General features: G+C 69.0%; 22 protein-coding genes. 14 read left to right on the top strand and 8 right to left on the bottom strand.

What is annotated here, in order from left to right; genetic code table 11:
- The first annotated feature begins 42 nt into the window (after window positions 1-42).
- On the top strand, window positions 43-1,074 hold the full coding sequence (locus tag OH146_RS06635) for a glycosyltransferase (protein WP_265158706.1): 1,032 nt from the start codon (window positions 43-45) through the stop codon (window positions 1,072-1,074).
- Here the strand turns inward: OH146_RS06635 and OH146_RS06630 are convergent.
- The 8 genes from OH146_RS06630 to OH146_RS06595 form a co-directional block, all read right to left on the bottom strand.
- On the bottom strand, window positions 1,050-1,976 hold the full coding sequence (locus OH146_RS06630) for a glycosyltransferase family 2 protein (protein WP_265158704.1): 927 nt from the start codon (window positions 1,974-1,976) through the stop codon (window positions 1,050-1,052). The genes OH146_RS06635 and OH146_RS06630 overlap by 25 nt on opposite strands.
- Complete coding sequence (locus OH146_RS06625) at window positions 1,973-3,208, bottom strand: glycosyltransferase family 4 protein (protein WP_265158702.1); 1,236 nt, start codon at window positions 3,206-3,208, stop codon at window positions 1,973-1,975. Before OH146_RS06625 ends, OH146_RS06630 begins: the two co-directional genes overlap by 4 nt.
- 5 nt (window positions 3,209-3,213) lie before the next feature.
- Window positions 3,214-8,037, bottom strand: a complete 4,824-nt coding sequence (locus OH146_RS06620; protein ID WP_265158700.1) for a LamG-like jellyroll fold domain-containing protein — start codon at window positions 8,035-8,037, stop codon at window positions 3,214-3,216.
- Window positions 8,034-9,227: a DUF1972 domain-containing protein gene (locus OH146_RS06615; RefSeq protein ID WP_265158698.1), complete on the bottom strand. Its 1,194-nt coding sequence runs from the start codon at window positions 9,225-9,227 to the stop codon at window positions 8,034-8,036. The genes OH146_RS06620 and OH146_RS06615 overlap by 4 nt, the downstream gene beginning before the upstream one ends.
- Window positions 9,227-10,759, bottom strand: coding sequence for a sugar transferase (locus OH146_RS06610; protein WP_265158696.1), 1,533 nt, complete (start codon window positions 10,757-10,759; stop codon window positions 9,227-9,229). Before OH146_RS06610 ends, OH146_RS06615 begins: the two co-directional genes overlap by 1 nt.
- 580 nt (window positions 10,760-11,339) lie before the next feature.
- Window positions 11,340-11,717, bottom strand: coding sequence for a thioredoxin (gene trxA, locus OH146_RS06605; protein ID WP_265158694.1), 378 nt, complete (start codon window positions 11,715-11,717; stop codon window positions 11,340-11,342).
- A gap of 42 nt (window positions 11,718-11,759) precedes the next feature.
- On the bottom strand, window positions 11,760-12,560 hold the full coding sequence (locus tag OH146_RS06600) for a TspO-related membrane protein (RefSeq protein ID WP_265158691.1): 801 nt from the start codon (window positions 12,558-12,560) through the stop codon (window positions 11,760-11,762).
- Between the two features lie 17 nt (window positions 12,561-12,577).
- The gene (locus OH146_RS06595; RefSeq protein WP_265158689.1) at window positions 12,578-13,126 is read right to left on the bottom strand and encodes a DUF488 domain-containing protein; all 549 of its coding nucleotides are present in this window, start codon (window positions 13,124-13,126) and stop codon (window positions 12,578-12,580) included.
- A gap of 191 nt (window positions 13,127-13,317) precedes the next feature.
- Here OH146_RS06595 and OH146_RS06590 point away from each other — a divergent pair, with 191 nt between their 5' ends.
- From OH146_RS06590 to OH146_RS06530, 13 genes are all read left to right on the top strand, one after another.
- Window positions 13,318-14,484, top strand: a complete 1,167-nt coding sequence (locus tag OH146_RS06590; protein WP_265158687.1) for a Re/Si-specific NAD(P)(+) transhydrogenase subunit alpha — start codon at window positions 13,318-13,320, stop codon at window positions 14,482-14,484.
- Entirely contained in the window at window positions 14,484-14,792 is a 309-nt protein-coding gene (locus OH146_RS06585; RefSeq protein WP_265158685.1) for an NAD(P) transhydrogenase subunit alpha part 2, read from the top strand. Before OH146_RS06590 ends, OH146_RS06585 begins: the two co-directional genes overlap by 1 nt.
- Window positions 14,789-16,195, top strand: a complete 1,407-nt coding sequence (locus OH146_RS06580) for an NAD(P)(+) transhydrogenase (Re/Si-specific) subunit beta (RefSeq protein WP_265158682.1) — start codon at window positions 14,789-14,791, stop codon at window positions 16,193-16,195. Before OH146_RS06585 ends, OH146_RS06580 begins: the two co-directional genes overlap by 4 nt.
- Before the next feature lie 220 nt (window positions 16,196-16,415).
- Window positions 16,416-16,619, top strand: a complete 204-nt coding sequence (locus OH146_RS06575; RefSeq protein WP_265158679.1) for a Flp family type IVb pilin — start codon at window positions 16,416-16,418, stop codon at window positions 16,617-16,619.
- Window positions 16,620-16,685: 66 nt separating this feature from the next.
- Entirely contained in the window at window positions 16,686-17,069 is a 384-nt protein-coding gene (locus OH146_RS06570; RefSeq protein WP_265158677.1) for a TadE/TadG family type IV pilus assembly protein, read from the top strand.
- The gene (locus OH146_RS06565) at window positions 17,066-17,938 is read left to right on the top strand and encodes a TadE/TadG family type IV pilus assembly protein (RefSeq protein WP_265158675.1); all 873 of its coding nucleotides are present in this window, start codon (window positions 17,066-17,068) and stop codon (window positions 17,936-17,938) included. Before OH146_RS06570 ends, OH146_RS06565 begins: the two co-directional genes overlap by 4 nt.
- Before the next feature lie 9 nt (window positions 17,939-17,947).
- Window positions 17,948-18,658 carry a Flp pilus assembly protein CpaB gene (cpaB, locus tag OH146_RS06560; RefSeq protein WP_265158673.1) on the top strand — a complete coding sequence of 237 codons (711 nt, stop codon included), beginning with the start codon at window positions 17,948-17,950 and terminating at the stop codon, window positions 18,656-18,658.
- Entirely contained in the window at window positions 18,655-19,821 is a 1,167-nt protein-coding gene (locus OH146_RS06555; protein ID WP_265158671.1) for a CpaE/TadZ family protein, read from the top strand. Before cpaB ends, OH146_RS06555 begins: the two co-directional genes overlap by 4 nt.
- On the top strand, window positions 19,818-21,212 hold the full coding sequence (locus tag OH146_RS06550; protein ID WP_265158669.1) for a TadA family conjugal transfer-associated ATPase: 1,395 nt from the start codon (window positions 19,818-19,820) through the stop codon (window positions 21,210-21,212). Before OH146_RS06555 ends, OH146_RS06550 begins: the two co-directional genes overlap by 4 nt.
- Window positions 21,212-22,129, top strand: coding sequence for a type II secretion system F family protein (locus OH146_RS06545; RefSeq protein ID WP_265158668.1), 918 nt, complete (start codon window positions 21,212-21,214; stop codon window positions 22,127-22,129). Before OH146_RS06550 ends, OH146_RS06545 begins: the two co-directional genes overlap by 1 nt.
- Window positions 22,129-23,001, top strand: coding sequence for a type II secretion system F family protein (locus tag OH146_RS06540; protein ID WP_265158666.1), 873 nt, complete (start codon window positions 22,129-22,131; stop codon window positions 22,999-23,001). Before OH146_RS06545 ends, OH146_RS06540 begins: the two co-directional genes overlap by 1 nt.
- Window positions 22,998-23,471, top strand: a complete 474-nt coding sequence (locus tag OH146_RS06535) for an NUDIX hydrolase (protein ID WP_265158664.1) — start codon at window positions 22,998-23,000, stop codon at window positions 23,469-23,471. Before OH146_RS06540 ends, OH146_RS06535 begins: the two co-directional genes overlap by 4 nt.
- Window positions 23,464-25,677, top strand: coding sequence for an EAL domain-containing protein (locus tag OH146_RS06530; RefSeq protein WP_265158662.1), 2,214 nt, complete (start codon window positions 23,464-23,466; stop codon window positions 25,675-25,677). The genes OH146_RS06535 and OH146_RS06530 overlap by 8 nt, the downstream gene beginning before the upstream one ends.

The raw sequence follows: 25,677 nt of genomic DNA, 5'->3' as shown, positions 1-25,677 counted from the left end.
ACGACGGCGGATGCGATGGCCGAAATGACAGGGAGGCGTGCCGTGGCAGGAACGGGCGAACACGAGCGCAGGCTCGTCGTGCTGGAGTCGATCGGGCAGCTGCGAGAGACGACGAACCCCTACATCGTGCAGCTCATCCGCTCGCTCGAGTCGGAGGCTGAGGTCAAGCTCTTCTCCTGGCGCACTGCCCTCGCCGGGCGCTGGGACGTGCTGCATGTGCACTGGCCCGAACTGCTCGTGGTGCGCGACAGTCGCCTGCGCACCTTCGCCCGCACACTCCTCTGCCTGCTGCTGGTCGTCCGCCTTCGCCTGACGCGCCGCGCCCTCGTGCGCACGGCTCACAACATCGCCCCCCACGATGATCGGGGGTTGCTCGTCACCGCGGTGCTGCGCGTGCTTGACCGCGTCACGACCCTCTGGGTCACGCTCAACGACGCGACTCCCGTGCCCGGCAGTGCGCCCCGCGTCGTCATTCCGCACGGGCACTACTCGGACTGGTATGCGGGCTTCACCCGCCCCGAGGCAGTGCCCGGGCGCGTGCTCTTCTTCGGACTCATTCGCCGCTACAAGAACGTGACGGGACTCGTGCGCGCCTTCGCCGGCATGCCGGATGCCACGGCGAGCCTGCACATCGTCGGCAAGCCTCGCCCGGCCGAGCTCGCTGACGAGCTCGCGGCCGTTGCCGTGGGAGACGAGCGTGTCGAATTCGCCTTCGGTTACGCGAGCGACGAGAGTCTCGTGCGCGAGATGGGGGAGGCCGAGCTCGTTGCGCTCCCCTACAGCGAGATGCACAACTCCGGCGCCATGCTGCTCGCGCTCTCCTTGGGCAGGCCCGTTCTCGCCCCCGAGAACGAGGTCACCACGGCGCTCGCCGACGAGGTCGGGCATGCCTGGGTGCGCCGCTACAGCGGGGATCTCACGAGCGAGCGTCTGCAGGATGCTCTCGCCGCGGGCATCCCCCAGGGAACTCCTGATCTGGCGCGCCGCGATTGGCCCCAGGGGGCCGCCGCCCACGTGGTGGCCTTTCGGCGCGCGGTTGCGCTGGTCCGTCATGAGCGCCGGTATTCCGAGTAGACGTGCCCCCACGCGCCCGCGAGCATGCCACCGCCGCGGCTGAGGCGACGGAGGCCGCGAGCCTCGAGGTGACGGAGCCGTGTCGGTGCGCCCGCTACCCGGAGCACGGCGCCTGAGGCCAGGCGCGCGACGCCCTGCACCGTGAGGTGAAGGCGGGTGGTCACACGGTCGACGGGAGTGCGGGCGAGACGGATGCTCGTGCGGCTCCACGAGTTGCCGCTGCGGTAGGCGCGGTTCAGCACCCATCCGCGGGTGAGGCGCGACGGCGGCACAATGTCGTAGACAAGGGCCTCATCGCACCAGAGCAGGCGGCGACCGGACTGCGAGAGCTGCCGGGTGAAGAGGGTGTCGGATCCACCCGAGATGCCGAAGTCGGCGTCGAACCGCAGTCCCTGCGTCTGGCGCAGGTCGAGGAGAAGGTTGTTGGTGGCCGCGACGTCGACGGGCGTGCCGGTGGGAAGACGGCGGCGTTCGAAGAAGCGACCCGCCGTGATGAACTCGTCGGGTTCGTGGGCGAAGCGGGAGACGACGGGCCCGACGACGCCGGCCGGCGTCTCAGCGCGGTAGAGCGCCACGAGGTGGTGCAGCCACTGTGGCGCGGGTCGCTCGTCGTCGTCGATGTAGACCAGCAGGTTGTCGTCGCCTGCCTCCTCGAGCGCGCGGTTGCGCGCCGCCGAGATGCCTGGCGTCGTTTCCAGTACGTAGGAGACGCCCTGCTCTGCGAAGGGGGCGCAGACGGATGCTGCGCTGCCCGCCGGATCGTTGTCGACGACGAGGATGCGCACATTCTCGTCGGATTCCTCGGCCTGGGTCAGGAGTTCGGGCAGCAGCTCCGCGAGGTCGTCCGGCCTCTGGTAGGTGAGGACGGCGATCACGATCCGATGGGTGTCCGTCACGGTCATGCCCTGCTCCTTTCCGGTGTCGTGGGGACGGCGACCCGGCGGGTCTGCGCCGTCGCCTGCTCCCAGCGTCGGGCGGGCAGGGTGGCGACCGCCGCGCTGATCTCGCGGCGGTAGGTGCCCGTCGAGTGGCGGGCCTCGGCGAGCTCGATGTCCCGCCACGCCGCCGTGCGCATGTAGGTCCAGCGCTCGCCCACATCGCTGAGCGCGTCGGCGAGAGAGGAGGGGGACTCGGCGGGGACCGTGAGGGCGGCGCGGTAGCCGGCCGTGGCCTCCAGGAGACCGCTCGTGGCGCTCGCGATGACGGGACGACCGCAGAGGAGCGCTTCGACCGCAGTGTTGCCGAAGGGCTCATCGGCGCGCGACGGGACGACGACGACGTCGCCTTCTGCAATGTGCTCCCACACGGAGGGCACGAAGCCGTGGAACGTCACGGCGCCCTCAAGGTCGAGGCCGGCGACCCGCTCCCGCAGGGACCGCTCATACCACTCGTAGCCGTCGAAGACGGTGCCGACGATGTCGAGGCGGGCAGGCACCCCGCGGGAGAGGAGGATCGAAACCGCGTCGAGCGCGACATCCACTCCCTTGCGAGGTGAGAGCCGACCGACGTATACGACGCGGAGCGGGCCGTCGAGGCTCTCCCTGGCTGGACGCGCCTCGGGAGGCCCGGCGACCCCGTTGTAGACGATGACCGCGCGCCGCTCGAGCGAGCGAAACGACGCCCCGAGCACAGAGGCGCTGAAGGCACTGTTGCTCACCACGCGCTGGGCCAGCAGGAGAGGCAGCGCGAGGGCGCCGCGCAGGACGGGAGAGGCGGATGACTCACCCTCGTGCACGTGGCACAGCACGGGCACCCGACGCAGCCGCGCGACGAGGATCCAGAGCGGAATCGTGAGAGTGCTCACGTACACGCGGCTCGGCCGCACCCGGCTGATCACACGCCAGCTATCGCGCAGGCCCGTGAGGGACTCCGCGACGAGCTTTAGGAAGCCCTTTGGCGTGAGGGCGCTCTTGCGAAGGACGGGAGCAGGGCAGATCGTCACGTCGGCACCGGCCCCCCGCAGCAGCTCGACGAGGGGCCCGGAGGTGGGCAGCGCCACGATGACCTCTTCGCCGGCCTCGACAAGCCCGCGGACGCTCTCAAGGAGCATCCGGTCGGAGCCATAGAGCTCAGCGCTCGGATGGGCGACGAGCACGCCGCCCATGCGACGCCTCGACCTGCTCGACTTCGTCACGGCCGTCACGGGATGGGCCCCGCCGTGAGGTCGTCGAAGCGCGTGACCGAGGGACCATTCGTGGTGGAGCCCGACATGTAGGTCTCGAGAGCGAGGGCACCTGCCGTCTGAAGTGCAGCCGTCTCGCTCGTTGCGGTCAACTGCCACTCCGTCGGCTCGGGGCTGCCCTCCTTCCAGGCGGAGGCGCGCAGCGTCGTCGGGGAGGTGCCCTGCACCTGCAGGCGCAGGTGGATGCGCTCGCCCACGGCATACGTCATGTCGGGCAGCGTCATCGACTGGAGCACTGTGCCGCCCTCCGCGAGCTGGAGGAGCACCTGACCCGTCTCGAGCACGCGGACGCGGGCGCGATAGTCACCCGCGTCGGACTGCCGGGTGAGCAGCGAGAAGTAGGCGCCACCGCCCGTCGGCGGAGTGTCGAGCACGAGGGCGACGTGAGCGTCGACATCGAGCGCGGTGGATCCGACGAGGGATGCACGGCGCGTGCTTCCCGCGGGTGTCGACATGACTCCCGTGCCGTCGCTCACCGAGTACTCGCCAGCGGAACCGAGCACCGTCCAGGTGCCACCGAGCTCCGCGTCGCCCCAGCCGCCAGCGACATCGCGCTCGAAGGCGTCGGCTGCGATCTCGGAGTCGGGGTCGGCGGGAGCCGTCACGGTGACCGACTGGGCGTCGCTCGCCGTGGCACCGTCCTCGTCGGTCACCGTGAGGGTCACGGTGTAGACGCCGCCTGCCGCATAGGTGTGCGACGCGGTCGCTCCGCTCGCGGTCTGGCCATCACCGAAGTCCCACGCCCAGGAGGCGATCGAGCCGTCGGCGTCACTCGACGCGGAGCCGTCGACGCTCAGCGTCAGCTCGTCCGCGGCGGCGTTGAACGCGGCCATGGGCGCGATGTTCCCGGGCGGCGGTGCCGCCGTGGTCGGCGCCACCAGCAGGTCGTCGAAGCGGGTCGTGATGGGAGCATTCGTCGCCGAGCTCGAGATGAAGCTCTGGAGCGCGATCGAGCCCGACGTCTGCAGGGCGGCCGTGGAGCTCGTGACGCTCGCCTGCCACGTCGCCGGCTCCGCCGCGCCCTCGGCCCACACCTTCGCCTGGATCGTCGTCGGCGATGTTCCCGTCACCTGGAGTCGCACGTTGAACGAGGCGTTTGCGCTGTGGCTGAGGTCAGGCAGGGTGACCGCCTGCAGCGTCGTGCCGTCCTCCTGCAGCTGCAGCTGCATGCCGCCGTCCGCGAGCAGTCGGATCCTCGCCCGGTAGTCGAGCGAATCGACCTGGCGACCGATGATCGAGAGGTACTCGCCACCGCCCGTCATCGCCTTGTCGGTCGAGAAGCGAACCCGCAGATCCGTGTCATCGGTGATCGCATCCTCGAGCGACGCGCGCAGCGTCTGTCCCGCAGCGACCGTCATCTGACCGGCGCTGCCCGTCACGGTGTAACGAGATGCGGCACCCACTGTGCTCCACTCGCCGCCGCGGTCAGCGGTGCCCCATCCGGAATCGGAGGTGCGGGTGAAGGAGTCGGATGCTGTGCCGTCCGGCGGCTCTGGCGCTTGCGTCGCCTCAACCGACTGGCTCGTGCTGTGCGTAGCGCCGCCGTCGTCCGTCACCGTCAGCGTCACCGTGTAGGTGCCCGCCGTGCCGTAACTGTGGGAGGCGGTCACACCCGTTGCCGTGCCACCGTCGCCGAAGTCCCAGGAGTAGGAGGCGACCGTGCCGTCGGGGTCACTCGAGCCCGAAGCATCCACGCTCACGTCGAGATTGCTCGCGCTTGCCGTGAAGGCGGCGACGGGAGGCGTGTTCGGCGGTGCGCCGGTCGTGCCGAGAGCGAAGCGCTCCGCGACCGTCTCGGCACTGAGAGCAGTGCCGTAGACCGCGGCCTCGTCGATGACGCCCGTGAAGTACGCGCTCGTCGAGCCCCACGTCGTGTCACCGCCGATACGCCAGTGGCCCGTGTAGTCCTGGGCGCTCGTCTGCGGATCCGTCCCCACGAGGTCCCCATCGATGTAGAGGCGCATGCCCTCGCTCGACTGCGTCGCGACCGCGTAGTGCCAGTCGCCGTCGTTGTAGGCATCCGTCGTGGTGATCGTGTTCGCCGAGCCCGTCCAGGTGCCGAAGACGAGCCTGCCGTCATCCTGCATGTAGAGGTGCCGGTCGTAGTTGCCCGAGAGGGCGTTGCGCTGATCGCCGAAGCCGATGATCTTTCCACCGGCCGTCGTCGTGGTCGAGAACCACGCCTCCAGCGAGTAGATGCGCGGGTTGGCGAAGGCCTTGTCGCTGCCAATGACTGTGTCGCCCGTGAAGCCGACTGCCTCGTCATCGCCCTCCGTGAGCACACCAGGCACCCCGGTCGTCGCGGTTCCCGAATAGGTTCCGGGCGTGCCCTGCATGCCGGAGTCGGCCGCGACCGTCGCGGTGTCATCGGCGAGACGCCAATAGAGGATGGGGTCGTCGTCGTAGACCGCTCGGCCGTAGTCGTCGGCGGGTGCCGGCGGCAAGGGCGACGTGTTGCCCGCCGCGACGAAGTGGTCCACGACCTCCTGGCGACTCAGCACCGCGGGGTAGACCGCGACCTCGTCGATCGCGCCGTCAAGGTAGTCACTCGAGGGTCGTGACGGCCATCCCGAGAGGTTGTCTCCGCCGAGACGCCACACGCCGTTGTACGCCTGCCCCGACGAGACGTCGTCACGCGAGGCGACGAGCATCCCGTCGATGTGCAGTCGCATGCCGTCCGCGCCGAGCGACGCCGTGATGTGGTGCCACTCACCGTCGTTGTAGGAGTCGGCGCTGTTGAGCGTGCGCACCGCTCCGGGGTAGACGCCGAACCAGATCCGGCCCGAGTCGTCCATATATACGTGGCGGTCGTAGCTGGAGGAATTGCCGGTCGAGGAGTTGCCGAAGCCGACGATCTTGCCGCCGCGGCTCGTCGTCGTCCTGACCCACGCCTCGACCGTGAAGGTCGAAGGGCCAGGGACGGTCGACTGCGTGGAGGCGAATCCCGTGGATGTTCCGCTCAGGTCGGCCGCGGTGCTCTCCTCGATGATGCCATCGGCACCCCGCTCGACCCCCGTGCCCAGCGTGAGGTCGCTCACGCCGGCGTGGTCGTAGGCGGCCGAGCCGCTCTCCTCGTCGAGGGGCCAGTACGAGCTGGGCGCATCCTCAAGCACGGCGTCGTAGTAGTCATTCCCGCCGCTGCCATCCGAGACATCCACCCAGATCGCCTGCCGGCTCGCCCAGTTGCCGAAGGGGTCGTAGGAGTGGACACGGTATAGGTGACGCGAGCCAGGGGTGAGGCCGGTGTCGGTGAAGGAGAGAGTGGGCCGCGTCCATTCGTTCGACGCCTGCACCACCTCGTGGACGACTTCTCCGTCACGCGTCACCTGGTAGGTGATGTTCTCGTTGTCACGGTCGTGGGTTGCGAGCCACGAGACCCGCACCTCGCCGGACTGGAACGAGACGACGGTGGGCGTGAGGCCCACGTTCGACTGCGGGCCGACCTCGTTGGGAGCGACATCCGCAGGTGCGAAGCGCACGAGACCCTGCTGGGCGGTGCCGTTGACAGTCGTGAACTCGCCGGCCTGCACGATGTACTGGCCGTTACCCGTGATGTGCCAGGGCCCCTGGTTCTGGCCCGTGAAGCTGCCGGCGTTGAGGGTCGGGAACCAGTGCAGCAGCGTGGGGCGCGGCTGCCCCTCGAAGTTGTAGTAGCCGTGCGGGTCACGCGTGATGGTGCCGGTCGCGGCCTTGGTCGTCGCGAGGGCACGGTAGTACGAACGCGGGTTGGTCTCGGGGAAACCACCGATGTTGCCGCAGTAGTGGGCGTGGCCGACCGAGTAGACCACATCGCCCGTCGGGTAGATCGAGTAGGTGTCGCCGTGACAGTCGTTGAGCCAGATGATCTCGCCCGTCGACGGGTCCGCGGAGAAGCTTCCCTCAAGGTTGCCGTCGTCGCGGCCCCAGGCCCACGCGGTGCCATACACGGCGTCGTCGTCCGCGTAGAGGCTCACGACGGCGGCGTCGTCGCCTGAAGCGTAGATCGTGTTGTTGATGGCCCAGGGAACGACGGCGCCAGTGGTCGCATCGACGGCGCCGAGGCCGCGGATGGCAGAGCCACCCAGCGCATTGAACTTGCCGCCCACGACGACCTTCGAGCCGTCACTTGTGAGCGCGAGCGCGTTGACGGCGCTGTCCGCGTTCGGGTCAAAGGGCAGCACAGTGGCGTCTGCTGCACTGACGGCCCCCACGCGGTTGCGCGGCACACCATCGATCGCCGTGAAGTTGCCGCCCAGGTACACGGTGTTCGCCGTCGCGAACACGGCCCGGCCCTGGCTCTGCAGAATCGGGCGCCACGACATGATGAGCGAGCCGCTCGCGGTGTCGAAGGCCGCGGCGCGGGAAAGCCCGACGCCGTCGACCTGCGTGAAGTCGCCGACGGCGTAGATGCGGGAGCCGTCGGGTGACGCGGCGAGAGCCAGCACCTGCCCGTTGAGCACGGGGTTGAAGCTGCCGATGAGCGCGCCGGTCGTCAGGTTGTAGGCGAGGAGGTGGGTGCGGGTGACCTCATTCGTGCCGGGAGGTGACCCGGCAGGCCTCGCGCTCGTGAAGTTGCCGCCTACATAGACGGTGTTGCCCACGATGACCTGCGACCACGCGACGCCGTTGATCTGCGCGGTGGGAAGGGCATCCGCCGTGACGGTCGAGGGAGTTGCCGGGTCCGCCGGCGCAGAGTCCGCCGCGGCTGGTTCGGCGAAGGCGAGCAGGCCCGCCGTGAGGATGAGCGCGAGCGCAGCGGCGAGGCCGGAGCGAGCGGCGGATGAGCGGGGCAGAGCGATCATGGCAACCTCGGAATCGAGTGGGCGGGACGAGGGGTGCGGAGCGGGCTGGCGGCACGGATGGTGTAGCCGGAGGCAAGGCGCAGGCCCAGGTCCTCATAGCCACGGCTCACCGCGTCCCAGTCGTAAAGGTTTTGGGCCCGCCGCTGCAGGCGCCGCCCGAGAGCCAGATGGCGCTCGGGTTCGCTTTCGACGGCATCGAATTGGTGCGACAGGGCGAGGGCCGAGTTGAAGAATCCGGCCTCGTCTCCCAGCACCTCCCGATTGAATTCGATGTCGTACGCAAGCACGGAAGTCCCACCTCCCATGGCGCGCAGCAGCGACGGGTTGGTACCCCCGACCGAATGTCCGTGGACATAGGTGAGGGCGTGTGCGTACAGCTGGTCCAGCTGTACCTGGTCGTAGACGCCACCAAGCAGTCGGATGCGGGAATCCGAGTCGGCGACGGCCCTGATCCGCTGCGTGTACGCGGCGGAGTAGGGGGCGCTCCCGACGACCACGAGGGGGCGCCGGGCATTACTTCGGTGATACGCGTCGACGATGACGTCGACGTGGTTCTCGGGCTCGAAGCGCGCCACCACGAGGTGGTAGTGCTTCGAGCTGAGGCCGAGACCTTCGATGCGGTCACTCGGCAGGTCTTCGAGCACTCGGGTGCCGTAAGTCAGGAGCTCCGTGGGGGCGCCGAATGTGCGGTCGTAGTAGTCGGCAATGCCCTGAGCATCCGCGATGAGGGCGTCTGCCCACTGCACGGCGAGTTTCTCGACGAGGCGGTAGTAGCGCCTGCCCATGCCCTGCCACTTGGCACGCTTCCACTCGAGACCGTCGACGTGCACGGCCGTGGGGATGCCGAGCGACCGTAGCCACGGCACGAAGGGGGCGTTCGCGGCGTTGAAGACGAAGGCGATGTCGGGGTGAGTGCCGCGGGCGAGATGGGCGACGGAGAGGGCCGTGTGGCTGAGCGTCTCCCCGACCTTCATGCGGACGGCGGGAAGGTGCACGAGGGACATGCCCCTGTGCTGCTTGATGGTGCTGTCGGCGTTGCGGCAGTAGACGGTGACCTCATGGCCCGCCGCCACGAGCCGGGCGCCGATCTCCTCGACGGCGGTCTCGAAGCCGCCATAGGCGGCGGGAACCCCGCGCGTACCGAGCATCGCGATGTTGAGGCGAGCGGGTGGGATATAGGGCGCGTTCATCAGTAGGCTCCCACCGGGTTGCTGACTTGACGGAGTGTGCGCCACATGATCACGATGTCGCCCACGAGCGACCAGTTCTCGACGTAGTAGAGGTCGAGCCGCACGCTCTCTTCCCAGCTGAGGTCGCTGCGCCCGTTGATCTGCCACATTCCTGTCAGCCCGGGCCTGATGTAGAGCCGTCGATGGACGTGTTTCTCGTAGCTCTCCACCTCGCGGGGCAGGGGCGGTCGCGGGCCGACGACACTCATGTCGCCGATCAGGATGTTCCAGAGCTGGGGCAGCTCGTCGAGCGAGTGACGGCGCAGGAGTCGACCGATGCGGGTGACCCTCGGGTCGTTCCGCATCTTGAAGAGCACGCCGTCGGTCTCGTTGTGATCGAGGAGCCCCGCGAGGTCCTCGCTCGCGTTGGGGGTCATGGTTCGGAACTTCCACATCGTGAAGCGCCGCCCGTCGCGCCCCACCCGCTCCTGTGCGAAGAGGGCGGGCCCAGGGCTGTCGAGACGCACGGCGAGGGCGATGAGGGCCAGCAGCGGTGCAAGCAGCACGAGGGCGGTCGCCGAGACGACCACGTCGAACGCGCGTTTGACGATGTGGCGTCCGCCCTCGAACTGTGGAATCTCGACGTGGATGAGGGGAAGGCCCTCGATGGGGCGAAGGTGGATGCGCGGCCCCGCGACATCCGCGAGACTCGTCGCCAGCACCAGCTCGGTCGCCGTTCCCTCGAGCTGCCAGGAGAGTTCGCGGATGAAGTCGGGGCGGTCCGAGGGGGAGCCGGCGACGACGACCGAGTCGGCCCCGAGTTCTGCCGCGGTCGCGGCGACAGCGTCGAGGTTGTGGCGCTGGGGAAGCTCCTTCAGGCTTGCGGCCGCGGCATCCGCCTGCGCCGCGGGAGGACCGTCGATGACGGCCCCGACGACCGTATAGGCGGCCCGTGACGCACGTTCGATCTGCCGGGTCACGTAGGCAACATCGCTGCGGGCGCCCACCACGACGACGCGCGACAGGGAATGGCCCTCGCGGCCCTGTGCGACGAGCCAACGGCGCCACCCCCAACGGCTAAGGACGAGAGCGCTGAGGCCGGCGGGAAAGGCGACGACGAAAGCGGGGTGGATCGGTCCGGACTGGGCAACGACGAAGGCGATCGCCAGGAGACCCATGAGCATCGTGCTGGCGCTGATGACGCGCTTGTATTCGACGACGCCGACGCCGAGGACCCTGCTGTCGCGTGTGCCGAATGCCGCGAGCAGGGTCAGCCACAGTGTTGCGATGCCGGCCGCGATCATCCCGAGCGCCAGCGCATCGGTCGGTCGCGGTGCCGCAGCGGCGGTGACGGCGGCGAAGGGGGCGGTGACGGCAACGGCGACGATCAGGATGTCGGTCGCGAGTAGGCGGTGGCGAAAGCTGCGGGCGAGGGGGCGGGCGGTGTCGGCGGCGGGGGAAGCGCTTGGTTCCACCAGGTGAAGTGCGCGCGCCGGGCGGCGGGCTGGGAGCGGACGTGCGGGCGAATCGAGTGTCAATCCGGAATGGGTCATCGGGTCCTCCTGCGGTCGTCTTTCACAGGTGGCGGCATCCGTGGAGTGCGGGCTTTGCCGACTCGGCAACAGGGCGAAGCGGGTCAAGGATGCAGAACGACTGAACCGTATGCTTGGGGTGCAACACGGGGCCAGACGCTGCCAGAGAAGGGCGGGCATCGGGATCGCTGTGGGACGCGAACCGAATTCGGGTCAGGGGCGGCCGGGGGGCCGTCGCTGCGGGAACAACGACTGAAGTCCGACGTCATGGTGCTGACCGGATGGCCGGTCCGACGTCGGACTCGTGGCGTGCAGGTGGGGGTCCTGCGATGTGCCGCCGCGTCCGGGAAGGACGCGGACAACGCTCATCAGGGGACCACGGCGGGAACCGTGACCCCTGTTCGCGTGCCCCCCGGAAGGGGGCGGCGTTTGGATTTCTTCACAGTATTCGCGTTGTTCAACCCCTGTTACCCCCCCGTTCGGGGGTGAAATGAGGGGGAATCGAGGTCAAGAGTGAGCCGGCGGGCCTCATCCGGTCGGTTTGAGTGGCCGGACGCCGCGCTCTGCCGAGCGCTCGGGCACTGCGGTCAGGCCCTGCGGCTCAGGCCTCGCCCTGTGCCTCCTGCTGCGCGCGCACCTGCGCCCAGACGTGCTCCATGTCGAGGCCCTTCACGGCCGTGATCACCTGCTCAAGCGCGGGAGCCGGCAGCGCCCCGGGCTGCGAGAAGACGAGCACGCCGTCACGGAACGCCATAAGCGTGGGGATGGAGGTGATGTTCGCGGCGCCTGCGAGCGCCTGCTCCGCTTCCGTGTCGACCTTGGCGAAGGTGACATCCGTGTGCGTCTCGCTCGCGCTCTCGAAAACGGGCGCGAACTGCTTGCAGGGCCCACACCACTCCGCCCAGAAATCGACGAGGGTGATGCCCGGGCTCGTGACGGTCTTCTCGAAGTCGGCGGCGGTCAGATCGATGGTGGGCATGGTGTCCTCGTCTCTTCGGTGGTACTGCTGAATGAGTGGTTGTTACGTTGTGGCGATGCGTGCGTCGGTCGTGAGCCTGGCGGCGAGAGTGACGGCGAGCACTGCGATCACTGCGACGATCGCGGCCACGGCCGTCGGCATGCTCAGCAGGTCGCCCGTGAGGCGCGCGACAGCGACCCAGGCAAGACCCCAGCAGAGTGAGAGCGTGGGCGCAATCCTGCCTCGGCCGCGCAGGGCGAGCCCGCAGCCGACGATTCCCGCGGTGATCGCGAGGGCCGAGCCCCACGTGTCGGCCGGGATGGCTCCGCCGTCGAAGCCGGCCGCAGTGAGCGCTGCAGCGATGTTGGCGATCGTCGCGACGCTGACCCACCCGAGATAGAGCCCCGTCGTGCCGTCGGTGATGACGGCGTCGAGCATGGTCGTGGGCTTCGTGTCGACGGCGATGAGGAAGGCGATCGCGAGCACCGCGAGCAGGGCGAGGATCACGATGATGCTGAGCACGAGGCTTCCGGCCTGGACGCTGAGGATCCACGCCGCATTGAGGAGCATGGAGGCCGCGAGCAGGTACCCGATTCGACGGTGGCGCCGCGCGGAGCGCTGTGTGGGAAGGAACTGCCACACGGCGTAGGCGACGAGCCCGAGGTAGATGACGCTCCAGATCGAGAAGGCCGGTCCGCCGGGGGCGATGGGGGTGGCATCCGCCTGCAGCGCCCCGCCCGCGGCCTGGTCGACGGGAGTGCCGCCAGCCGCGCCTGAACCGAAGTAGCCGCCGAGCACGGCGAGCACGGCGCTCGCCGAAACGATGACGTTCCTGGTGGTGTCTGCTGCCGTTGCCCTGGTCATCCCTCCACTGTCAACCCTCACGCTGGGTTTTGGCTGCTTGGAGCGGACTCCGCTGGGTAGGTGATCCTCGTCCCCTCCGCGACGGCAAAGGAGGTAAGCGACTCCGGGCGATCGGAGGTTGCCGACATGATGTCGATGACGCGGATGCCGCGCACGAGTAGTGCGTCGCCCACGAGGGAGCGGTGGCACCGCCAGGGCACGGCCTCCGCGCACATGATGCAGACGGTTTCGTCCGCGGCGAGGTCGATCAACTCCTGCAGTGCGGCCTCGAACTCGGGGGTCTGCATGTAGTCGGCGTAGCCGCGGAAGGAGAGGTTTCGCCACGCCGTGTTGGGGGAGTCAGCACGGGTCTTGCGCAGGCCGCCCAGGCCTGCGATGCGGCTGTAGCGGAGGGCGAGGCGGGGGAGTTCCTCGCGCAGGGAGTCCTCCCAATACTGAGGGTTGCGTCGAGACTTGGGCACGGTGCGGATGTCGACGATGCGGTCCACCCCACGGGCCAGGGCAAGGCGAGCGAACTCGTCGAGGGGTCGTGTCGAATGGCCGATTGTGAATACCGGTTCTGCCATGAATTCAGCGTTGCATCGCTCGCTGGGAGGGGCTCGCACGACGAGGCGACATCCGCTCACGGCAGAAGAATCGACAAAACGTAAGAACTCGCGTTCTTTCGGGCGGGGATGGCCGGAAGCGCCCGGCAAGCGTGCGACTCGGCTGCTAATTTCTCGTGAGTTTCACGAAGGCAGCAGCCAGAAGGAGCGTCATGAACATAGGAGTTCTCAGAGAGCTCGAACCAGGGGAGCGCCGAGTCGCGGCAACCCCCGAATCGGTACGGCAGCTCGCGGGCGCCGGTCTCAGCGTCACGGTCGAAGCCGGCGCGGGGGCGGCGGCAGGCTACCCCGACGCGGAGTATTCGGAGGCCGGGGCGAGTATCGCCGAATCGATCCCGCTTGAGGCGATCGAGGTGCTCGCGCACGTGCGACCGCTGCGCCCCGAGCTCGCGGCATCACTCAAGGCGGGCAGTATCACAGTGGGTCTCGGCTCGCCGGCGTCCTCCCTGCCCACCGTCGAGGCGCTGCGCTCTGCCGGCGTGACCTCGTTCGCCCTCGAGCTCGTGCCACGCATCTCTCGTGCGCAGTCGATGGATGCCCTCACCTCCCAGGCGCTTGTCGCCGGCTACCGCTGCGTGCTCGAGGCGGCCATGCGCCTGCCCCGCTTCTTCCCCCTCTTCATGACGGCGGCCGGCACGATCCCGCCCGCCAAGGTGCTCGTGCTCGGCGCCGGGGTCGCAGGCCTGCAGGCGATCGCCACCGCGAAGCGCCTCGGGGCCCGGGTCTCCGCAAACGACGTGCGCGAGGCATCCGCCGATGAGGTCCGCTCGATGGGCGGCACATTCATCAGCCTTGACCTCGGCACGGCGGATGCCGCGGGCGGCTACGCCAAGGAACTCGCAGAGGACAGGGCCGCCCGTCAACGTGAGCTGCTCACGCCACACGTCTCTGACTCCGACATCGTCATCACGACGGCGGCGATCCCCGGTCGCGCCGCGCCGAGGCTCGTGACCGCCGAGATGCTGCAGGGCATGCGGCCGGGGTCGGTCGTGATCGACCTGGCGGCGGAGACGGGCGGCAACGTCGAGGGCAGCATCGCGGGTGTCGACACGCGCGTGACGCTGCCGGGCGGCGGCGAGATCACGATCGTGGGCATGAAGGATGTCGCATCGACCATGCCCTACGACGCATCCCGCCTCTACGCCAAGAACGTCGCAAACCTCGTCACCCTCATGACACAGGAGGGCGCCGTGCAGCCCGATTTCGACGACGAGATCGTCGCCGGCGCATGTCTCACGCATGCGGGCGAGGTACGCCACGCTCCGACCCGCGAGGCGCTTGACGTCGCCGAACCTGCCGCTACCAAGGGAGCCAGCTGATGGATGCCGTGACACTCCTGACCGTCTTCGTCCTGTCGGTCTTCGTGGGCTTCGAGGTGGTGTCGAAGGTCTCGAGCACCCTTCACACGCCCCTCATGTCGGGCGCCAACGCGATCCACGGCATCGTGCTCGTCGGCGCGGTCATCGTCGCGGGCCAGGCCGAGGACCCTGTCGTACTCATCGTCGCTCTGGTCGCCGTGCTCATGGCGACGATCAACCTCGTGGGAGGCTTCGTGGTCACCGACCGCATGCTTGAGATGTTCAGTGGCCGCCGCAAGGCCGTGCAGGGCGGGGAGGGCGAGAAGTGAACCTCCTGAGCCCGGAATGGACCGCCATCCTCTACCTGATCGCGGCCGTCTGCTTCATCCTCGCCCTCAAGGGCCTCGGCTCGCCGAAGTCGGCCCGCCGCGGCAACCTCATCGGTGCCTTCGGAGCGCTGCTTGCAATGGTCGTCGTGTTCCTCTCTATGAAGCTCGACAACCTGCTGTGGATCCTCATCGTCATCGCGGTGGGAACGATCATTGCCGTGCCGGCGTCGCGCGCAGTCAAGATGACGCAGATGCCGCAGCTCGTCGCGCTCTTCAACGGTGTGGGCGGCGGCGCGGCGGGTCTCGTCGCCCTGCTTGAGCTCGCTCACAGCGACAACATCGCCGCCTTCATCGCGGTCGCCTTCACGGTGCTTGTCGGTGGCGTGGCGTTCTCGGGCTCCGTCGTCACCTTCCTCAAGCTGCAGGAGCTCATGCCGACCCGGCCCATCGTGCTTCCCGCACACGCCGCCCTCATCATCCTCGTGCTGCTCGTGGGCCTCGCAGCGGCGGCGGTCATCATCCTTGACGACGCCGTGCTGGCGACATGGGGGCTCGAGGGCATGAAGGATGCCGCGGCCATCGTCGGCCTCGCGTCCGGCCTTGTGCTCGGCGTGCTGCTGGTGCTGCCGGTCGGCGGAGCGGATGTGCCGATCGTCATCTCGCTGCTCAACGCGGGCACAGGCCTCGCGGTCGCCGCCTCAGGTCTCGTGCTCGGCAACACTCTCCTCCTCGTGGCAGGAACCCTCGTGGGTGCGAGCGGTTCGATCCTCACGCACGAGATGGCGAAGGCGATGGGCCGCAGTGTCACGGGCATCCTCTTCGGGGCCTTCAAGGGCGGCTCGACGGCGGGCTCGACCGCTGTGAGCGACCGACCGGTCAAGTCGGGTTCGCCCGACGACGTCGCGATCCTGCTCGGTTACGCACAGCGAGTGATCGTCGTGCCCGGCTACGGCCTCGCCGTCGCGCAGGCACAGCACACCATGGCGGAGCTGGCGGAAACGCTTGAGGGCAAGGGCATCGAGGTCGTCTTCGGCATTCACCCGGTTGCGGGCCGCATGCCGGGTCACATGAATGTGCTGCTCGCCGAGGCGAACGTCTCCTACGACGTGCTGCAGGAGATGGATGAGGTGAACCCCAAGTTCAAGACGACGGATGTTGTGCTCGTTGTCGGTGCCAACGACGTCGTCAATCCGGCGGCCAAGTCGAGCCCGGGGTCGCCCATCTATGGCATGCCGATCCTTGAGGTGTCGAGCGCGAAGCAGGTCATCTTCCTCAAGCGCTCGATGCGTCCCGGTTTCGCCGGCATCGAGAACGAGCTGCTCTTCGAGCCCACGACGACGCTGCTCTTCGGGGACGCCAAGGAGTCGCTCACGAAGGTGCTGGGGGCTGTGAAGGCACTCTGAGCGAGATCCTCGACGGCCCATCCGCGCTCGCGGGTGGGCCGTCCTGTTGTGTGCATCCACTGCAAAGCGTCGGGGATTTGTCCCCCGAATTGTGGGTAAATTGGCGGACTGTCCCCCGAATTCGGGGTGCCTTTCGACTGCTCCGTACCCCGTTTCCTGTTCACAGCCTCACATTGTCGATCTACGCTGGCGGGACTGGTTAAAGGACAGGGAGACGCACATGACCAAATTCCTCATCACCCTTCGGCAGTTCATCGACGACCGGCTGGGCCGTGACGAGCGCGGTGCAAGTGCCGTCGAGTACGCGATTCTCGTGGGCGTCATCGCGGTCGTCGTGATCGCCGCCGTGTGGATCTTCGGCGACGAGCTCGCGGCGTTCTTCAGCAACCTGCTGCCCGATAACCTCGACGACCCCACCCCGTAGGCGCGAGCGACGTTCGGACTCGGCCGCGCGGGCCGGGTCGTTCGTCTATCCACCGTGGAGGGTGAGATGCGAAGGTTCCGTGCAGAGCGGGGTGCTGTCGCCGTCGAATTCGCCCTCGTCGTGCCCGTGCTCCTCATGATGGTCTTCGCCATCGTCGAGTTCGGCATCATCTACAACAGTCAGCTGCAGGTGACGGCCGCGGTGCGTGAGGGCGCGCGGGAGGCGGCACTGGGTGCCTCGGCGGCGGAGGTCCGTTCGACGGTCGTGGCCGCGGCATCCGGCCTCACTCCCGACCTGACCGCGGCGAATGTGCGGGTGACGCCGGCGACATGCTCGACGGGAGCGGATGTCACGGTGAGCGTCGTCGACTACCGGGCGGGGTCCATCACCGGGCTCTTCTCCGACGGAGTCGAGGTGGGGGCCACGGTCGTCATGAGGTGCGGCGCGTGAGGCGGGCGTTGCAGCGGCTGCGCGGGGACGAATCGGGCGCTGCTGCCGTCATGGTCGGCCTCGTGAGTGTCGTGCTGATCGCGATGCTGGCCCTTGTCATCGACTATGGCGTCGTGCAGTCCCGCAACGGGCAGCTGCAGATCGCAGCGGATGCCGCGGCTCTCGCGATCGCGAACGACTGCGCCCGCGGCAGCGCGACGGGCTGCCGCGCGACCGGCTCGGGTCTCGGTCTCGCCGCCGCCAACGACGCGGACTCCGCCACGGCCACCCTGTCGACGAGCGCGCGCCAGGTGACTGTGACGGCAACGCGGGACGTCGATTTCTCCCTCATGGCGAGCTTCGGGCTGACGGATGCCACGCTCACGCGAGAGGCGACGGCGGAGTGGACGGCGGCGACGACGACGGGTGGCGCGGTGACAGGGGCATCCGTCTACCCCTTTCTCGTGGAGGAGTGCATCGTGCCGAGCGACTTTCGCGAGGTGCGGGTGACTGCGCGCCTCGCGTCGTACAGCTCCTCGTGCCGCTGGATCTTCAGCCCCGCACGCCAGCTGGTGCGGGTCTCGACCAACTGCAACAAGGTGGCGGTGAGGCCGGGGCAGTGGCTGAGCGACGACGGCACGCGAGGATTCGGGAGCGGCTGCTCCCTGCCCTCTGGGCGCATCGTCGTGGCCCTGTGGGATGACTACGAGTACTCCCTGTTCGGCGCAGACCGCTACCGCATCAGCGGCTTTGCGCTGTTTGACCCGGACCCGAACTCGGTCACTTCCACTGGAGTGAGCGGCACCTTCTATCCGCTCGATTCGAGCCACCCCGACGTGACCAGGGAGCCGGGGGCGACCGTGCCCGGCACCGCAAGACTCATCGATTAGCGAGGCCCCATGTTCAGGAACCGACTCGTCGCCGCCCTCCTCGCGGTGCTGCTCGCCGTCGCCGGGGCGGCACTCGTGTTCGGCTACGCGTCGAGCGCGGAGCGCCGGGCGCTCGAAACCGTTGCGACGGAACCCGTGCTCGTGGTGCAGCAGCTCGTGCCGGAGGGGACGCCGGCGGGAGAGCTGGCGGGACTCGTCGCGATCGAGGAGCTGCCCTCGCTCGCGATCCCCGAGGGGGCCGTCCGCAACGTGGGAGAGCTCGGCGACACGGTCGCCGCCGTCGACCTCCTCCCCGGCGAGACAGTGCTCGAGGGGCGCTTCGTCTCGGCAACAGGCGATGAGCAGGCGGAGGGCCTGCAGCTCCTGAGCATTCCGCTCGACCCCGCCTATGCCGTCGGCGGCAATCTTGCGGCGGGCGACCGGGTGGGTCTCTTCGTGACCTTCACCGATGGCGCGGGAGACGCGGGGCCCTCCTCGCAACTGCTCATCGATGGCGTGCCGGTCTCGGCCGTGCAGGGCGGCATCACGACGGATGCGGAGGGTGCCGAGGTCGCCGCCGCCTCAACCGTCGTCGTCACCCTGGCGGTGACGGCGGAGCAGGCGCGCAGCATCGTCTTTGCACGAGAGTTCGGCAGCGTGTGGCTCACCAAGCAGCCGCGCGATCTCGACGACCCCCTCGAGGGCGAGCTCACGCGCGAGGAACTGGAGGGTGCGCAGTGAAGAGCTATCTCCTGATCAGTGACAGCGACGAGACGGCAGAGCGGCTCGCCACCGCCCTCGGCTCCGAGGCCGGCCAGTTGGAGCGGTGGAGCCTCGCGGAGGTCGCGGCCGACGGCGGCGCGCTCATCACGACGCCCATCCGGGGCCGTCGACCCGAGACCGTGATCCTTGGCCCCGACACTCTCGAGCAGGGCACCTTCGCCCTCGCGGCGCAGATCGACGCCAGCTGGCCCGGGGTTGCCCTTCTGCTCGTGAGCGGGGCGGATGCCGCGACCCTCCGTGCGGCGATGCGCGCGGGCATCCGCGATCTCCTCGACCCCGCCGAGTCTGCCGAGGACTGGGCGGCGACGATCGCGACGGCGCATGAGGCGGCACGCGCACACCAGAGTGCCAGCGAGGAGCAGGCGCCCGAGGCATCCGCGGGGCCGAGCTCGCAGGTGGTCGTCGTGCTCTCCTCGAAGGGCGGGAGCGGCAAGACCACGGTCGCCACAAACCTCGCGGTCGGGCTTGCGGCACAGGCGCCGACGGTGATCGTCGACATCGACCTGGAGTTCGGAGATGTCGCCAATGCACTCCGGCTCACGCCCGACCGATGGCTGCAGGATGTCGTCTTCGGGCCCGCCCGCAACGACACCATGGTGCTCAAGTCCTTTGTGACGGAGCACGAGAGCGGGCTCTTTGCGATCTGCGCCCCAGAACGCCCCGAGGATGCGGGGGGCATCACCGGTGAGCACGTCGCGCACCTTGTGCAGCAGCTCGCGCAGGAATACCGCCACGTCGTGATCGACACGCCGCCGGGCCTCGCCGAGCACACCCTCGCGGCCCTCGAGCTCGCAAGCGACGGCGTGCTCGTCTGCGGGCTCGACGTGCCGAGCATCCGAGGGCTGCGCAAGGAGCTCGACATCCTCGGCGAGTTGGGGCTTCGGCCTCGGCGGGAACACCTTGTGCTCAACAACGTCGACCCCCGCGGCGGGCTGAGCGTGGCCGACGCCGAGAAGGCCCTCGGTCGCGACGTCGACGTCGTCATCCCCGCGCACCGCTCGCTCCGGCTTGCCACAAACGAGGGCGTGCCGCTCCTGCGTTCGACGCGGCGCGGCCGCATCGCGAAGGCGCTCCTCGGGCTCGTCGAACGCGTCCGGGCGGGGGCGGGAGGCGCATCGTGAGTCTCGCCGATCGGCTCGCCGCCGCCCGCGCAAAGGAGACCCCGGCACCCCAGGCAGAGCAGCCCGTTGCCCGGCCCGCTGCCCGAGCCGCAGCATCCGGTGCCCTGCCGCCCCCGCGCGAGGCGCTCGGCAAGCTCAAGGGGCGGGCGACGCAGGCGCTTTTCGTGAACCTCGGCTCGCGCATGACCGACACGACGCTCAGCCAGGAGCAGTTGCACGACCTTGTACGCCGGGAGCTCGCCGACATCGTCGCGGCCGAGGAGCTGCCCCTCACTTCTGAAGAGCGCGCCCGGCTCAATCAGGAGGTCATCGACGATGTGCTGGGCTTCGGACCGCTCCAGCGCTTCCTCGACGACGATGCCGTCACCGAGATCATGGTCAACGGCCCCAACCAGATCTATGTCGAACGGCTCGGCCGGCTTGACCGCAGCCCCGTGCGCTTCGCCTCCGAGCAGCACCTGCGCAACATCATCGAGCGCATCGTGCTGCGCGTGGGCCGCCGCATCGACGAGTCGTCGCCGCTCGTCGACGCCCGCCTGCCCGACGGGTCCCGCGTCAACGCGATCATCCCGCCCCTCGCGGTGGACGGCTCGACCCTCACGATTCGCAAGTTCTCCCGCGACCCCTTCCAGGTGCAGGATCTGATCGGCTTCGGCACCCTCACTCCCCAGCTTGCCACCGTGCTCGATGCGGCCGTGCGTGCTCGGCTCAACATCCTGGTCTCGGGGGGAACCGGCACCGGCAAGACGACCCTGCTCAACGTGCTCTCCTCCTTCATCCCGGCGGATGAGCGCATCGTGACGATCGAGGACGCCGTCGAGCTGCAACTGCAGCAGCCCCACGTCGTGCGGCTCGAGAGCCGCCCCGCCAACATCGAGGGCCGCGGTGAGATCACGATTCGCGACCTCGTGCGCAACTCGCTGCGGATGCGCCCCGACCGCATCATCGTGGGCGAGGTGCGCGGCGGGGAGAGCCTCGACATGCTCCAGGCGATGAACACGGGTCACGACGGCTCCATCTCGACCCTCCACGCGAACTCCCCCCGCGATGCGCTCTCCCGCCTCGAGACCATGGTGCTCATGGCAGGCCTCGACCTGCCGCTGCGGGCCATCCGCGACCAGATCGCCTCCTCGGTCGACGTCATCGTGCAGATCTCGCGTCTGCGCGACGGCAGTCGCCGCGTCACCAACCTGACCGAGGTCATGGGCATCGAGGGTGACCGCATCACGCTTCAGGACGCCTTCGCCTTCGACAGAAGCGCCGGCGTGGACGCGGAAGGTCGGGTCCTCGGCCGCATCCGCCCCACGGGCCTGCGCCCGCGATTCGAGGAGCGCTTCCGCGAACTCGGCATCGATGTGCCGCCCGAGCTGTTCGTGGCGGGAGGGGGCTGATGCAGCTCGTGCTGGGCGCCGCCCTGATTGCGGCGTCGCTCGTGATCCTGCTGCTGGGTGTCGTGCTCCCGCCGCGCATCCGCCGCCCGCTTGCCAGCGATGACCCCGCGGATGCCCGTGCCGCATCCCCGCTCGCCCGCCTCGAGCGCGCCGCTGAAGGGATGACCCCCGTGGGCCTGCGGGCGGCGATCGCGCGCGACCTCGACCTCGGCGCGGGGACCCTCACTCCCGGCCGCGTCGTGCTCCTCACTGTCGTGGGCGGTGTGGTGCTTGCGCTGGTGATCGGCGTGCTCGTGACCCCGTTTCTCGGCTTCCTCGCGCTTGTCGTCGCGCCGCTGGTGGCCCGCGTGCTTCTGCGCTCCCGCGCCGACGCGCTACGCCGCCGCTTCGAGGACCAATTGGTCGACACCCTGCAACTCATGGCGAGCTCGCTGCGCGCCGGCAACAGCCTGCTCAAGGCGCTCGACACCGTCGCTGAGGAGGCGGCTCAGCCGAGCGCGCGACAGTTCGTGCGAGCCGTCAACGAGATTCGGGTCGGGGCCGATGTGGGGCTCGCCCTCGATGCGGTCGCCGAGCGGATGCGCAGCGCCGATTTCGCCTGGGTGAGCCAGGCGGTCGCGATCCATCGGGAGGTCGGCGGCAATCTCGCCGAAGTGCTCGACCAGGTGGGAGACACCCTGCGCGATCGCAACCAGATGCGTCGCCAGATCCGCTCGCTGAGCGCCGACGGGCGGCTCTCCGCACTCGTCCTCGTCGCGCTGCCCCCCGCCGTCACGGGCATCCTCGCTCTCGTCAACCCGCAGTTCCTCGCCCCCATGTTCAGCACGCCGATCGGCTGGGTGCTCATCGTCATCTCCCTGCTCCTCTTCATCGCGGGCGGGCTCTGGATCCGCAAACTCGTGACCCTGGAGGTGTGATGGGCGAGACATCCGTGCTTCTTCTCGGCGTCGCCGCTCTCGCGCTCGGGCTCTTCGGGCTTCTCTGGGTGCTGCTCGGGGCGGGTCAGGGGTCGGCCGCGCGCGGCAATCTCGAGCGCGGCATCGTGCCGACCGGTCCGCGGGAGGAGGTCGCGCGGGGAGCGCGACCCGGTGCGACGGAGAGCCGGCTGCCCGCCGCGACCGTCGCCCGTCTCGCCCGCTATGCCGAGGCGGCGGGGCGCCCGCCCTCCGTCGTGACGACGGCCGTGACGCTCAAGTTCGTGCTCGCGGCGTTCGGACTCCTCCTCGCGCTCCTCATCGGTTTCGCAACGCGCTCCCCGCTCGGCTGGATCATCGGCCTCGCCATCGCGGTGCTCGCCTGGTTCGCGCCCGAGATCTACCTGCAGGGCCGTGCGGGTGACCGCCGTAAGGTGATCGACGCGGCGCTCGCCGACACCCTCGACCAGCTCACGATCGCCGTCGAGGCCGGCCTGGGCTTCGAGGCCGCCCTCGTGCGCATCGTCCGCAACGGCCGCGGTCCGCTCAACGACGAGCTCGCCCGCACCCTGCAGTCGCTGCAGCTGGGGGTCACCCGTCGCGAGGCGTACCGTGCTCTCGCCGACAGGGTCGACCTGCCCGATCTCGACCGTTTCGTGCGCGCCATCATCCAGGCGGACGCCTACGGAGTGCCCATCGCGGGCGTGCTGCGCCAGCAGTCCGCCGAGGTGCGGATGCGTCGGCGCCAGCGCCTCGAGGAACAGGCGCAGACGATCCCGGTCAAGGTGACCTTCCCGCTTATGCTGTGCCTCATGCCGGTCCTCTTCATCATGATCCTGGGGCCCGTGCTCATCAACGCGTTGGGAGGACTGTGAGCGTGCCCCTCGGTCGCGCCGCCGAGCACCCGGCGGATGCCCGTGCCGCAGCATCCGGCGGAGTCTTCACTCTCGCGGCTGCCCTCGTGCTCGACCTCGAAGGCCGCGCGCTGCTCGTGCGCAAACGCGGCACCCACGCCTTCATGCAGCCGGGCGGCAAGATCGAGCCGGGGGAGACGGCCAGGCAGGCGATCGTGCGTGAGCTCGCGGAGGAGCTCACGCTGCGCGTCGACGAGAGCGACCTCGGGCATCTGGGGCACTTCACGGCGGATGCGGCCAACGAGCCGGGGTGGACGGTGGACTGCGAGGTCTTCACGCTTGTGACGGATGCCCCGGTGGCGGTTGCCGCCGAGATCGAGGAGGCGCGCTGGTTCGACCCTCGCGACACGGGTGACGCGGTGATCGCGCCGCTGACCCGCGAACACGTCTTCCCGGCGATCCCCGCACAGAGGGGAGGTGGCGGTGACTGACGACCAGATGTGGGTTGCCGACGGCCAGATCGACCTCGACCTCATCGTGCGGTCGACGCATTCACTCGAGGACGGCATCCTCGTCACCGACGCCGAGCAGCGCATTGTCGCGGTCAATGACGCCATCTGCCGGATGACTGGCTATTCGCGGCAGGAACTGCTCGGTTCCACCTGCCGCATGATGCAGGGCCCGAAGACCCAGCCGGAACTGGTCGCCGCGATGCGAGACGCCGTCGCCGCGAATGAGCGCTTCGTCGGCGAAGTGCTCAACTACCGCAAGGACGGCACGCTCTATTGGAACGGCCTCTCCATCGCCCCCGTTGTGCGCGACGGCCGGGTGACGCACTACGTGAGCATGCAGCGAGACATCAGCAAGTTCGTGGCACAGCGTGCCGCGATCGAGAACGAGCACGCCACGACCGAGATGATGCTGAGCGTCGCCCGGGACCTGAGCCGGCTGCACGAGGGACGCGATGTGGCGCAGATCATCGCCGACGCCGTGCCCGTCGTGTGGGGTGCGGACCGATCCGCCGTGCTCTTCTGGGACGAGGGCAGGCAGGGTTTCGTTGTCGCCGCCATGAACGGCTGGGACGGTGCGACGAGTGCGGCCGTGAGCGGGTGGCTCGGGTCGAGGGAGGAGGCCCCCGACCTCGCGGCGATCATGGATTCCGGGCTCCCTGCACTGCACGTCGAGGCATCCACCGACTGGATGCGCGCGCTCATGCAGAGCCTGAGCATGAACGCTCTCGCTGTCACCCCCGTCGAGGTGGGCGGTCGCTTCCTTGGGATCGTGGGCGGCGTCTGGTCGCAGACGCCCCCGCCCGTCGAGCTCGGCAACACGCTGCTCGACCGGATGACCGGACTGGCGGGCCTGGCGGGCGTCGCCCTCGACCAGACCCGCCTGCAGCAGGCCATCGAGTGGAGTTCGCGCCATGACCCCGTCACGCGTCTGCCGAACCGACAGATGCTCGACGAGCAGATCGCCGCAGCCCTCGAGGGTCTCGCGCAGTCGGGCGGCGACGACGTCATCGTCGTGGCTAGCGACATCGACCGCTTCAAGCGGGTGGGGGATGCCTACCCCAGCGGCGTCGTCGATGGGATGTTGCGCGAAGTCGCTGCCCGGATCGTCACCGCCCTCGGCGACGACGCATACGTGGCGCGCGTCGGCGGCGACCACTTTGCCGCGATGCTGCGGGGCCACGCGGATGACGCGGAGGCTGCCCTTGCGGCGCTGCGGGACGCCTTCTCCCTCCCCTTCGACGTATCGGGCGACACGGTGTACCTGAGCCTTTCGGCGGGTGCCTGCCTCAGCAGCGACGTGGCCCTCCTCGCCGGGGACGGCGGCGTGACGATGGCGCAGCGCCTGCTCTCGCTCGCGGAGTCCGACCTGGCGCTGCGCCGCGGTAGTCGCCAGCTTGCGAACATCGACCCCGCGGAGGAGTCGCGCCTCGACACAGATCTGCGCAGCGCCGTCGCAGAAGGTCAGATCGAGGTGTACTACCAGCCCCAGCTGAGCCTGCCTGGTCGCGCACTCGTCGGGGTCGAGGCGCTCGTGCGATGGAACCATCCAACGCTCGGGCTCATCAGCCCCGTACGCTTCATCCCCCTCGCCGAGTACAACGGCATGATCCGCGAGATCGGGCGATGCGTACTGGAGACAAGCTGTGCCGACGTGGCCCGCTGGACGGCGGCGGGGCATCCGCTCGAGGTGTCCGTGAATGTGGCCGCGCACCAGCTGGAGGATCCCGACTTCGCCGACAGCGTCACGCGCATCCTTGCGGAGGCGGGCCTCGCCCCCGAGCAGCTGACGCTCGAGGTGACGGAGTCGAGGGTCGTGCCCGACGGCAGCCTCGCGCAGGCTCAGCTGCGGCGACTCGTCGACCTGGGGATCACCGTGTCGGTCGACGACTTCGGCACCGGGTACTCCTCGCTCACGCAGCTCAGCAACATGCCGGTCGGGGAGATCAAGATCGACCGTTCCTTCACGGGGCAGGTCATGGATGGCGGTCGCCAGATGGTCGCGGGCATCATCGGTTTCGCGCGCGGCCTCGAGCTGCGGGTCGTGGCCGAGGGCGTAGAGACGGATGCCCAGCTCGATGCCCTGCGGGAGCTCGGCTGCGATCGCGCTCAGGGCTACTACTTCGCTCGGCCCCTCCCCGCCGCAGAGCTCGAACGGGACTGGCTGGCGCCCTCCGCAGTGGAATGA

It is taken from the genome of Homoserinimonas sedimenticola, from assembly GCF_026094475.1.
In the GTDB taxonomy this organism is placed as follows: domain Bacteria; phylum Actinomycetota; class Actinomycetes; order Actinomycetales; family Microbacteriaceae; genus Homoserinimonas; species Homoserinimonas sedimenticola.
Note: the sequence above shows the minus strand (reverse complement) of the source record. Positions and strands in the feature narration are given on the sequence as shown.